At 71.4% G+C, this 11672-nt stretch carries 9 protein-coding genes; 3 read left to right on the top strand and 6 right to left on the bottom strand.

The features are described from left to right. The first annotated feature begins 90 nt into the window (after positions 1 to 90). Positions 91 to 1551, top strand: a complete 1461-nt coding sequence (locus AB0J10_RS08430; protein ID WP_363059126.1) for an NDP-hexose 2,3-dehydratase family protein — start codon at positions 91 to 93, stop codon at positions 1549 to 1551. A gap of 90 nt (positions 1552 to 1641) precedes the next feature. Here the strand turns inward: AB0J10_RS08430 and rfbC are convergent, their stop codons facing one another. Together rfbC and AB0J10_RS08420 are read right to left on the bottom strand one after the other, a co-directional pair. Continuing rightward, positions 1642 to 2247 (bottom strand): dTDP-4-dehydrorhamnose 3,5-epimerase, encoded by a 606-nt coding sequence (rfbC, locus tag AB0J10_RS08425; RefSeq protein WP_363059124.1) that lies wholly within the window; start codon positions 2245 to 2247, stop codon positions 1642 to 1644. A 236-nt stretch (positions 2248 to 2483) separates the two neighbouring features. Beyond that, positions 2484 to 4787, bottom strand: coding sequence for an excinuclease ABC subunit UvrA (locus AB0J10_RS08420; protein WP_363059122.1), 2304 nt, complete (start codon positions 4785 to 4787; stop codon positions 2484 to 2486). A gap of 169 nt (positions 4788 to 4956) precedes the next feature. Here AB0J10_RS08420 and AB0J10_RS08415 point away from each other — a divergent pair, with 169 nt between their 5' ends. Beyond that, entirely contained in the window at positions 4957 to 5817 is an 861-nt protein-coding gene (locus AB0J10_RS08415; protein ID WP_363059120.1) for a methyltransferase domain-containing protein, read from the top strand. A 115-nt stretch (positions 5818 to 5932) separates the two neighbouring features. Further along, positions 5933 to 6937: a dTDP-glucose 4,6-dehydratase gene (rfbB, locus tag AB0J10_RS08410; RefSeq protein WP_363059118.1), complete on the top strand. Its 1005-nt coding sequence runs from the start codon at positions 5933 to 5935 to the stop codon at positions 6935 to 6937. Positions 6938 to 7046: 109 nt separating this feature from the next. Here rfbB and AB0J10_RS08405 read toward each other — a convergent pair whose 3' ends face one another. From AB0J10_RS08405 to AB0J10_RS08390, 4 genes are all read right to left on the bottom strand, one after another. Further along, a complete protein-coding gene (locus AB0J10_RS08405; RefSeq protein WP_363059116.1) occupies positions 7047 to 8291 on the bottom strand; it encodes a DUF418 domain-containing protein in 1245 nt (414 codons plus the stop codon). 21 nt (positions 8292 to 8312) lie between these two features. Then, entirely contained in the window at positions 8313 to 9122 is an 810-nt protein-coding gene (locus AB0J10_RS08400) for an FkbM family methyltransferase (RefSeq protein WP_363059114.1), read from the bottom strand. A gap of 77 nt (positions 9123 to 9199) precedes the next feature. Beyond that, positions 9200 to 10483 carry an activator-dependent family glycosyltransferase gene (locus tag AB0J10_RS08395; protein WP_363059112.1) on the bottom strand — a complete coding sequence of 428 codons (1284 nt, stop codon included), beginning with the start codon at positions 10481 to 10483 and terminating at the stop codon, positions 9200 to 9202. Positions 10484 to 10510: 27 nt separating this feature from the next. After that, positions 10511 to 11671 carry a P450-derived glycosyltransferase activator gene (locus tag AB0J10_RS08390; protein WP_363059110.1) on the bottom strand — a complete coding sequence of 387 codons (1161 nt, stop codon included), beginning with the start codon at positions 11669 to 11671 and terminating at the stop codon, positions 10511 to 10513. Between the last annotated feature and the right edge of the window lies 1 nt (position 11672).

The raw sequence follows: 11672 nt of genomic DNA, 5'->3' as shown, positions 1-11672 counted from the left end.
ACACCGGTACGGCCGCTCTCACCGGCAGCGCGGCCCCGGAGGACCACTGCGTGCCCGACACCCCGTCCTGCCAGCGCAAAGGAACCCCTGGTGAACCGAATCGCCCAGCCGCCCCCGCCCCTCTCCGGTACGCTCCCGGCCCGGCTCGCGAGGTCGGCCCTCACCGAGGAGTGCAGGGTGGAACAGGCGACCACGTTCGCCACCTGGTTCGCCACCGCCCGTGAACGGTCCCGCCTGCGGGTCGAACGGGCGGAACTCGACAGTCTGCCGGGCTGGGACCGGGACCCGCACACGGGGGCGCTGCGCCACCGCAGCGGTGGCTTTTTCGCCATCGACGGCATCGGGGTCCGGTGTCCCTCCGGCCCGGTGCCCCACTGGCAGCAGCCGATCATCCATCAGCCGGAGATCGGCGTACTGGGTCTGCTGGCCCGCGAGTTCGACGGGGTGCTGCACTTCCTGATGCAGGCCAAGGTCGAACCCGGCAACAAGAACCACCTGCAGCTCTCCCCCACCGTGCAGGCCACCCGCAGCAACTTCCTGCGGCTGCACAACGGCCGCGGGGTGCCCTATCTGACGTACTTCCAGGACCGGACCCGGCACCACGTCGTCGCCGACGTCCTGCAGTCGGAACAGGGTGCCTGGTTCTTCCGAAAGCGGAACCGGAACATCGTCGTGGAGGTCGCGGAGGACGTCGTCGTCGAGGAGGACTTCCGTTGGATGACGCTCGGTGAGATATACCGGCAGCTGGCGGTCGAGGACATCGTCAACATGGACACGCGTACGACGCTGTCCTGTCTTCCCCTGGCCGGCGGCGGTGTCGAGGGCGTGCTGGGCACCGGTGGCGGTTTCCGGGATGCGCTGGTCCGCTCCTGCGCCGGCGGAGGGGCCGGTGCGCACGGCATGGAGGAGATTTTGAGCTGGATCACCGAGCACCGCGCCCAGGGCGATCTCACCACGCACCCGGTGCCGTTGAGCGAACTGCGGGACTGGCGCAGTTCGCCGGACCGGATCAGCCATGACAGCGGCCGCTTCTTCTCCGTGATCGGGGTGACCGTCTCGGCCGGCACCCGCGAGGTCGGCGGCTGGTCCCAGCCGATGGTCGAGCCACACGGGATCGGTGTGATCGCCGTACTGGTGAAGGAGATCGGCGGAGTGCTCCACGCGCTGATGCGGGCCGGCGCGCAACCCGGCTACGTGGACGGCGTAGAGCTCTCGCCCACCGTCCAGTGCGTCCCGGACAGCTACGAGGTGCTGCCCGACGGGGCGCGGCCGCGCTTCCTGGACGACGTGCTGTCGGCCCCGCCGGAGCGGATCAGGTTCTCCTGCCTGCTGTCCGAGGAGGGCGGCCGCTTCCATCACGCCCTGAACCGCTACCTCGTCGTGGAGGCCGACGGTGCGGCCGAGGCGCTGGAGGACGGGAACCACCGCTGGCTGACGCTGCACCAGCTCAGCGCGCTCCTGCGGCACAGCCACTACCTCAACGTCCAGGCCCGCAGCCTGGTGGCCTGCCTGCACGGTCTGTTGCCCCCGGGTGCGGCACCACCACGGTGAGGGAGCCGAGGGGCCGGCCGGACACGGCCGGTCGGTGGCGGCTCACCGGTCTCCGGTGGGCCGCCACCGTTCGTCGTACCGCCGGGCGGCTCAGGCGGCCCGCAGCGCCCGGTCGATCGCCAGGCACTCGGTGTAGTCGGGCAGCAGGCCGTCCGAAGCGGCCTTCTCCAGGGTGGGTGCCGCGAGGTCGCGTCCCGAAAGGACCGGATCGATGTCGCCCGGGATGGGCAGGGCCAGTTCCGGGTCGAGGATCGACAGTGCCAGCTCGTTCTCCGGGACGTACTCGCCGGAGAGCAGATAGGAGACGACGGTGTCGTCCTCGAGCGCGACGAAGCCGTGGGCCACGCCGACGGGGAAGTACACGGCGCGAAATTCCTCGGTGTCCAGCAGCACGGCGTCCCACCTGCCGAAGGTCGGCGATCCCACCCGGACGTCCAGCGCGATGTCGAGCGTCCTCCCTCGGGCGCAGTACACGTACTTGCCGCACCCCGGCGGTGTCAGGGTGTAGTGCAGCCCGCGCACCACTCCCCTGCGTGACCTGCTGTGATTGGTCTGGGCAACGCGGAACAGCGAAAGCCCGGTGGCACCCGAGAACGCCGACTCCTGGTAGGGCGATACGAAGATGCCGCGCTCGTCGTCGAACACCCGTGGGGTGAATTCAAACGCGCCCTCGACGAGAAGTGCCCGCGACTGCATGGTGGAAACCATAACGGACTCCGATTCAAAGCCGTATTGCTCGGTCTGCGTTCCGTGTGGGCCTGGGTTCCGTGTCCGGCGGTTCGGGATTCGCTGCTCTCCGGTGGGCCCGTGTGCTGCCGATGGTGTCCCCGACGTCTCGTGCCCGCCTCAACGACGGCTGGACCAGGCCCGGCCGGCAGTCGACGCGGGCCGGTCCCCACCGCCGGGGTGGGGCGGGGTGGCGATGTCCGTCCTCACGCTTCCGGCGCGGCGACGTACTCGCGCAGATGCCGGGCCGTGAGGGTGTCCCCGCCGGCGACGAGTCCGGCCGGGGTGCCGGTGAACACGACCCGGCCGCCGTCGTGGCCCGCGCCCGGTCCGAGGTCGATGATCCAGTCGGCGCGGGCCATCACGGCCTGGTGGTGCTCGATGGCGACGACCGTGTTGCCGTCGTCGACGAGCCGGTCGAGCAGGTTCAGCAGTTGGTCCACATCGGCGAGGTGCAGTCCGCTCGTCGGCTCGTCCAGGATGTAGACGGCGGCCTTCTCGGCCATGCGGACGGCCAGCTTGAGGCGCTGCCGCTCACCGCCGGACAGCGTGGTCAGGGGCTGGCCCACACCGACGTACCCGAGGCCGACGTCGGCGAGCCGGTCGAGGACGATCCGGGCCTGGCCGGTGGTGAAGAAGTCGCGGGCCTCGTCCACGGTCAGTGCGAGCACCTCGCTGATGTCCTTGCCGCGCAGTGTGTAGGTGAGGACCTCGGGAATGAACCGCTTGCCCTCGCACTCCTCGCACACGGTCGCGACGCCCGCCATCATCGCCAGGTCCGTGTAGACAAGTCCGATGCCCCGGCAGTTGCGGCAGGCCCCCTCGGAGTTGGGGCTGAACAGCGCCGGCTTGACGCCGTTGGCCTTGGCGAAGGTGGCGCGGATCGAGTCGAGCAGACCGGTGTAGGTCGCCGTGTTGCTGCGCCGGGAACCGCGGATCGCGGACTGGTCCACCACGACCACACCGTCCCGCCCGGACAGCGAGCCGTGGATGAGCGAACTCTTGCCCGATCCGGCCACGCCGGTCACGGCGGTCAGCACGCCGAGGGGCACCTCGACGCTGACGTTCCGGAGGTTGTGCGTCGTGGCACCGGTGATCGGCAGGTGCCCGGTGGGCCGACGCACCTGCTCCTTGGTCCGCACCCGGTGGTCCAGGTACCGCCCGGTCAGCGTCCCGGACCGGCGCATCCCGGCGACATCCCCGGTGTAGCAGACCCTGCCGCCGGCCGGTCCCGCGCCGGGGCCCAGGTCGACCACGTGGTCGGCGATGCGGATCAGCTCCGGCTTGTGCTCCACGACGAGGACGGTGTTCCCCTTGTCCCGCAGCCGGAGCAGGATGGAGTTCACCCTCTGGATGTCGTGCGGGTGCAGACCGACGGTGGGCTCGTCGAAGACATAGGTGGCGTCCGTGAGGCTCGATCCCAGGTGCCGCACCATCCTGACCCGCTGGGCCTCACCGCCGGACAGGGTGCCCGACTCGCGGTCCAGGCTCAGATAGCCGAGGCCGATCTCCACCAGCGAGTCGAGGAGTTCGCCCAGGTTCGTCAGCAGCGGTGCCACCGAGGGGGCGTCGACGGCCCGGACGAACCGGGCCAGCTCACTGATCTGCAGGGCGCAGCACTCGGCTATGTTGAGCCCGTCGATCCGGCAGGAGAGGGCGGCGGGGTTGAGCCGGCCACCGCCGCAGGCCCGGCAGCGGGCGAAGGCAACGGCCCGGTCGACGAAGGCGCGGATGTGGGGCTGCAGGGCGTCCCGGTCCTTGCCGAGGTACAGGCGGCGCACCTTGACCACCAGACCCTCGTAGGTGCTGCCGGCGCCGCCGTGCAGGAGCCTGATCTTGGTGGCGGTCCTGTGCAGCAGGTCGTGCCACTGGGTCGGGGTGTAGTCCTTGAGCTTCACGGCTGGGTCGAAATAGCCGGAGTGGGCGATCGACTTCCAGTACCAGGAACCGACGTTGAAGTTGGGAACCGTGATCGCCCCCTCGTCGAGGGAGAGTTCGGCGTCCACCAACCGGTCGACGTCGAGAGCGGACACCTGGCCGATTCCCTGGCAGTCGGGGCACATGCCCTCGGGCAGATTGAAGCTGAACGCTCCGGACGTGCCGACGTGCGGAGTGCCTAAACGGCTGAAAATGACCCGCAGCATGGCGTGCGCGTCCGTGGCGGTGCCCACGGTCGAGCGGGAGTTGGCACCCATCCGTTCCTGATCGAGGACGATCGCCGCGCTCAGATTGCGCAGTGCGTCGACATCAGGTCGGCCGAAATTCGGCATGAACGACTGGACGAACGCCGTGTACGTCTCGTTGATCAGTCGCCGGGACTCGGCGGCGACGGTGCCGAAGACCAGCGAGGACTTGCCGGAACCGGAAACACCGGTGAAAACGGTGATGCGGCGCTTGGGGATATCGAGGGAGACATCGGCCAGGTTGTTCTCCCGGGCGCCGCGAACCTCGATGAAGTCATGACTGTCGGCCTCGAGCCGCTGGTTTCCGGGCTGATCTGAGAGAGTCATCGAAGTACCCTATTTTGCCGCTCAGGACGTGTAAACCCGATACCGGGAACGAACGACCCACCGGGTTTTGATCCAGCCATGCTCCACCTGTTTTCGAGTGCTTTCGAAGGCGGCCGCCGGACGATGGTGGGCCGTACCGCCAATTCGGCGGGATTTCCTGGGAGCACACGTGGACGACACAACGTACAAGGCCCGTGTCACGGCGGCCTTCGACCGGGCCGCGGGGTCCTACGACCGGCTGGGGGTCACCTTCTTCACACCCATGGGCCGCCGCCTCGTCGAGCGGGCCGCCCCGAAGCCCGGCGAGCGGGTGCTGGACGTGGGCTGCGGCCGGGGCGCCTGCCTCTTCCACGCCGCCTCGCTGGTCGGGGAGTCGGGCCGGGTCCTCGGCATCGACATCGCCCCGGCCATGATCGAGGAAGCGCGCAAGGAGGCCGCGGCCGCCGGGGCCGACAATGTGGAGCTCAGGGTGATGGACGGCGAGTTCCCCGAGTTGCCGCCGGGCTCCTTCGACCTCGTGACCGGCAGCTACAGCCTCATCTTCTTCCCGGACGCACGGGGCGCCCTGCCGCGCTATGCCCGGCTGCTCGCCGACGGCGGACGCATCGCCTTCACCAGCCCGGTGTTCACCGACGACACCTTCCCCTTCCTTCCCCCGGTCTTCACGGAACTCATCCCCCGCTCGCTGCTGGAGAACCTGCCGGCCCAGTGGCGGCCGGAGGAGCTCCAGCGGCGCTTCAACAGCTGGCTGGCGAAGGAGGACGACCTGCGCGCGACCCTGGAGTCCGCGGGGTTCGGCGAGGTGGAGACCAACGACGAACCGGTCGCCCTGGTGGCCCCGTCAGGCGCCGTGTGGGTGGAGTGGTCCCACACCCAGGGCATGCGCCTGTTGTGGGAGCACCTGCCCGACGACGACCGGGAACGGCTGCGGGTCCGCCTCACCGAGGCGCTGGACGACATGCGCACGGACGGCGGACCGGTGTCGATCGAGACTCCGGTGCGCTACGTCACGGCGAGCGTGGCCCGTTGAGCGGCGGTACGACCACCCTGTACGGCACCGCGGCATCCGGCACGATTCCGTCCGCCGGGGAGCGCCGTCCGCGCCGTCTCCCCCGCCCGCGTCCGAAGGGCCGCACACCACGAGGTTGCTGATCACCGGCGGTGCCGGCTTCATCGGTTCGCACTACGTCAGAAGCCTGCTCGCGGGCCGCTACCGCGGCTACGAGGACGCGCGGGTGACCGTCCTGGACAAGCTCACCTATGCCGGCACGCTGACCAATCTGCCACCCTCCGGTCCGAGGCTGGCCTTCGTCCGGGGCGACATCTGCGATCACGGGCTGCTGATGGACCTGCTGCCCGGCCACGACGCCGTGGTGCACTTCGCGGCGGAGTCCCATGTGGACCGCTCCATCGCCGGCTCCGCCCCCTTCGTCACCACCAACGTCACCGGCACCCACACCCTGCTGGACTGCTGTGTCCGCACCGGGGTGAGCCGGTTCGTGCACGTCTCGACGGACGAGGTGTACGGGTCGGTGGAGCAGGGGTCGTCCTCGGAGGACTCCCCGCTGGAGCCCAACTCCCCCTATGCCGCGTCCAAGGCGGCCGCCGATCTGATCGTGCGGGCCTTCCACCGCACCCACGGGCTGTGGACCACGATCACCCGCTGCGCCAACAACTACGGACCCCACCAGTTTCCCGAGAAGGTCATCCCCCTGTTCGTCACGCACCTGCTGGAGGGCAGGAACGTCCCGCTCTACGGTGACGGGATGCACATGCGGGAGTGGTTGCACGTCGACGACCACTGCAGGGCGGTCCAGCTCGTGCTGGAGTCGGGCCGGGCGGGTGCCGTCTACAACGTCGCCGGCGGGACGGAGCTGACGAACCGGGACCTGACCCGGCTGTTGCTCGGGGAGTTCGGGGCCGGCTGGGACCGGGTGGACCACGTCACCGACCGTCCGGGGCACGACCGCCGGTACGCGCTGAACGCCGAGAGGATCAGGACGGAGCTCGGCTTCGAGCCGGGGATCCCCTTCGAGCGCGGACTCCCCGAGACCGTCCGGTGGTACCGCGACAACCGTGACTGGTGGGAACCGCTGCTGGGCCGTGCGGCCGGTCCGGCGCCTGCGCGGCCGGCCGCACCCGCCGGTTGAGCCACCGCGACGGCCTCGTGGCGCCCGGTCCGGCATCGGCGTCCGGGGCCGACCGTCACGAGGGCCCCGCCCCCGCGCACGACGGGGCGGGGCTCTGCCGGGTCGGCGGTCAGGGCCGCGGCGGCACGGTGGACCGCGCCGCCGCGCTCCCGAGTCGGTGCGCGCCGGGCGGTTTCCCGGCCCGGCGGGTCGCCCGGTACAGCAGTGCTTCGGCCGGACCGCGTCTGTCCAGGCGGCGCAGCAGTTCGGCGATCAGAACACCGCAGCACCAGGCGCCGAACGCGACGAGTGCCGACCCGTGGACACCGATCCGGTCCCCGAGCCCGAAGGCGTACGGGGCGAACAGCACCAGCCACACGACCGACTGCCAGACGTAGCAGCTCATGGACCGCCGGCCGCACTCGGCGACCGCCGTCACCACCGCCCCGCTCCGCCGCTCGCCAAGGCGCAGCGCGAGCAGGGCGACGGCCGCGGCCAGTGCGCAGCCGCCCGCGTAGCCCGTCAGGACGTGCAGCACGCTGAGTCCCAGCGTCACGCCCGAGGGCGCGGTCGTCCACGTGCCCGAGGTGATCAGCGCCAGGGGAAGCCCGCCGGCGACGCCGGTGACGGTGCCCGCCACCGCCACCCGCCGCAGCAGCAGCCAGTGTCGGCCCGGTTCCTCCAGGATCCGCTGCCGGGCCGCCCGCGCACCGATCAGGAACGGCCCGAGGGACACGACGGCGAAGAGCGGGGTGGTGAACAGCCAGGTGCCGACGCGGTACGCGGCGTCGGTCGCCGGCTCGGCGGCCAGGAACATCGCCGCGGCGGTGTCGCCCGGATCGCCGGAGGCGTTCGCCGCCATCGTGCCCCCGTACAGCAGCGCCCCCACGAGGGCGGCGGCGCCCGCCAGTGTGAACAGCGTGCGGTCACGGACACCGGTCAGACCGAGCGCGACCAGTCCGAGCAGCCCGTAGGCGCCGAGCACGTCCCCGGCGAACAGCAGCAGCGCATGGGCGAACCCGAACACCAGCAGCCATCGTGAGCGCCGCCGCAGCACCGCCCGGGCCCCGGCTCCGTCCCGTCCCCGCTCCCTCTCGCGGGCGAGGATCCGGCCCGTGCCGTAGCCGAACAGCAGGGCGAACATGGGGAAGCTGCGGCTGTCGGCCAGTACGGTGAGCAGCGCCGCCGTCAGGGCGTCCGCCGGTGAGCCGGACACCGGTGGGTACCCGCGGATCACCACGGCGCTCCCCCGCACGAACATGTGGGCGTGCACCAGGGCGACGATCAGCAGCATGAGGCCCCGGGCGAGATCGGGGGCGAGGGCGCGCCTGCTCGGGGCCCCGGGTTCGGACAGGCGCGCAGCGCCGTCGCTCATCGGTCCTTCCTCCTCGACGTGTCAGTCCCGCTCCGCGAGCACCAGGTGGACGCTGCCCCCGACATAGACCCCCCACTGGGAGGCCGTGGCCCGGAAGCCGAGACCGACCAGGCGCGACACGACCTGGCCGAGCCTGCCGTCGATGTCGTGGACTTCGAGCAGGATCCGCCGGATACGGGGCCAGCAGGCCGGATCGATGCCGTCGAGGACGTCGAGTTCACCGCGTTCGACGTCGATCTTGAGCAGGCCCACGCGCTCCACGTGGTGCTCCGTCATGACGGCGGTCAGGGTGGTCACCTCGACCGGCACCCGCCGGGTCACGTGGAAGGTCCGGCGCACGACCTCCCTGGTCCGTTCGTCCGCGTCGATGTTGTCGAGATGCGCCTCGAGGTTGCGGGCGTCGTCCTCGGCGTCGTCGTACAGGGTCGAGGCCGAGGCCACGTAGGGGCGGTAGATCAGCTCGGACTTCCCGGGTGCGGCTCCGAGCGCCTGCCGGCACGTCGTCGCCCCCGGAAGGTGACGGGCCAGGTTCTCCTCGAGGCAGGCGTAGGCCTTGGGGGCGGGTTCGAAGGCGATCAGGCGGCTGTCGGGCGCCAGTCGGGCGAAGAGCAGGGACGCCAGGCCGATGTGTGCGCCGACGTCGACGACGGCCTCGTCGGGTCGGAGGCCCTCGGCGGCCCTGCGGTAGGGGGCGGCGCTGTTGATCTCCTCCCAGAGGGTGTGTGCTTCCGCTTCCTGCACCGCCGACACCGCGCGGCCGTCGGGCAGTTCGCAGCGCGCGACGGGGAGGTCGGTGGGCAGTTCGTCGGGGAGGTCCCACGGATTCGGCATGCCGACGACGCTGTCGCACCGGTCTCGAGGAAGGCATGAGGAGCACTGGTCCACCGTCACGGGTCCGGCGGGGCCGGTCACGTTCCGTGCCGGTGCTCCCTGGTCATCTTCTCGAGGACGGGCACGACCTCGTTGGGTGTCGGCATGGCGCGGATCTCCTCGCGGAGTTCCCTGGCCCGTTCGGTGTACGAGGGGTCGTCGAGCAGCCGGAGGATCCTCTCCCGCAGCACGTCGGCGGTCAGGTCACGGGCGGAGACGGCCAGGGTCGTGCCCGACTTCTCGTACTCCTCCCCCATGTCCTCGCTCACCCACTCGTAGCCCACGATGACGACCTGGGGGACGCCGTGCAGGTCCGCCGTGGCCTTCGTCTGGTAGCCGGCGTGGTGCACGATCACCGAGCATGACGGGGCCAGTTCGTTGAGCGGGACGAAGTCGGTGGTGCGGATGTTGTCGGGCAGCTCGGGCAGGGCCTCGCGCTGTGCCGGGTCGAGCGCGGCGATGATCTCGACGTCCAGTCCGGCCAGGCTCCGGAACAGGGCGGCGAGGGTGTCGCCCAGCCGGAACCGCTCGGACTCCTCGCTGGTGATGGACGTGCCGAGGGTGACGCACACCCGTCGGCGCTGCGCCGGTTCGTGGAGCCACCTCGGCACGGCGCACCGCCCGTTGTACGGGACGTAGCGCATCGGCACCGTGGGCAGGTCGAGCTCCTGGCGCAGTCTGCCGGGCCGGGTGTCCACGACCCACTGGCCCGTCAGCATCGTCTCGTCGAACCGCCGGTCGCTGCCGAGGCGTTCGAGCGTCCAGTCGAGCCACTCGGCGGTCGGGTCCTCGCGCAGCGGCTCGGGCTGCTGGGCCCGATGGCGCAGGAAGTGCCCGCGGGTGACCATCTGCAGGGCCAGCTCGGGGCCGGACACCAGGCGCGCGTGGGCGGCGCCGGTGGCGACGGCGACGACCGCCCCCGCGATGGAGAAGCTCTCCCAGAGCACCAGGTCCGGCTGCCAGCCGCGGGCCACCTCCACCAGCTGGTCGAGCTGCGCGTCGTTGTTGAGCGGCTGGTAGAGGGCGGGGACCACCATGTTCTCGTAGGCGAGGTGGTCCTCCCAGGTCACCTTCGAGGGGTCCTGCTTGCGGGTACCGATCTCGTTGAAGAGGGCGATCGCCTCCTTCTGGAAGTCGTCCAGCCGCTCCCACAGGGTCGGCGACTGGATCGGCACCGCGGTCAGACCCGTCTGGGTGACGGTGTCGACGAGTTGCTCATTGCATGCCGCCAGCACCTCGTGGCCCGCGGTGCGCAGGGCCCACGCCAACGGAACCATCTGGTGGAAGTGATTGCCCTCGACGGAGGTGAACAGGACTCGCATCGCCGGATTCCCTTCTGTCGGTCGGGGTCAGCCGATGACCAGCGGGCAGCTGAGCAGGTGCCGGGTCACCGGTGACCGGCGGCTGCGCAGGAGAGGGCCCGCCCGGCGCGGCCGAGGACCGGCGGCCACCAGCGCGCGAAGCACGGCTTCGGCCTGGGCGCGGGCGAACGGCAGCGTCACACGGTGGTACAGGCCGGGGACGAGAGCGTCGGCGGGCCGGCCGGGGGCGAACCGGTCGGGGTGGTCGAAGATCCCGGGGTCGCGGTTCGCGGCCCCGACGAGCACCACCACCCGTTCGCCCGCCCGCACCTGCTGCCCGGCGAGCGCGACGTCGGCGCGGGCGACCATCGGATGGAGCTGCACCGGGGAGTCGTACCGCAGGGTCTCGCCCACGACCCGGGCCGCGTGCGCGGGGTCCTCCGCCACCCGCGCCCACTCCCGGGGGTGGTCGACCACCGCCAGCACCGCGCTCGCGACCAGGCGCGCCGCGGTGCGCACACCGGCGGTGGCCAGCAGGATCGCCGGCTCCCGCGTGCCGGCGGCCCCGCCGTCGTCGGGTTCCGCGAGGAGTGCCCGCAACCGGCCGACGGCGGTGACCGCTCGGCGGGTGACGTCCAGCCGCTGCGGGCACAGCAGACCGTCGAGGACGACGCCGGCGGCGGCGCAGGCTCCGGCGAGTTCCCGGCGCCGCGGCTCGGGCAACCCGAAGGTCTCGGCCAGCAGTTCCACGGGGACCTGCTCCGCGAGGTCGGTGACGAGGTCGAAACTGCCGGCCAGGCCGCCGGCCACCCGCTCGCACACCGATGCCACGGCGGAGGGGGTGACGGCGTTCGCCGCCCGCCCGCGCAGCCGCTCGTAGTGCGCCGCGTCGCCGCCCAGTCCCGCGTCGTCCACGGGTACGTGGGCGTCCTCGCCGCTCACCGGGGCGTGCGGCCAGGCGTCGCCCAGCAGCGCCCCGGCGAGGCGGTGGTCCGCCGTCACCCAGGTGCCCGTGCTACTGCGCCACAGCGGGCCGAGCGCACGGATCCGCTCGTGGCCCGGACCGGGGTCCTCGGCGTGACCGCGGAGCACATCGGCGTACGGGTCGCCCTTGACCTGCCGCAGCCACACCTCCCCGTGCGCCCGCTGCAGCCGCCTGCCCAGCTCGCCGATGTCCTCGCGTTCGCGTGTCCCGTGAATGGCGCTCACC

It is taken from the genome of Streptomyces sp. NPDC049887 (genome assembly GCF_040656535.1).
Taxonomy (GTDB): domain Bacteria; phylum Actinomycetota; class Actinomycetes; order Streptomycetales; family Streptomycetaceae; genus Streptomyces.
This window is presented reverse-complemented; position numbering and strand designations above follow the sequence as displayed.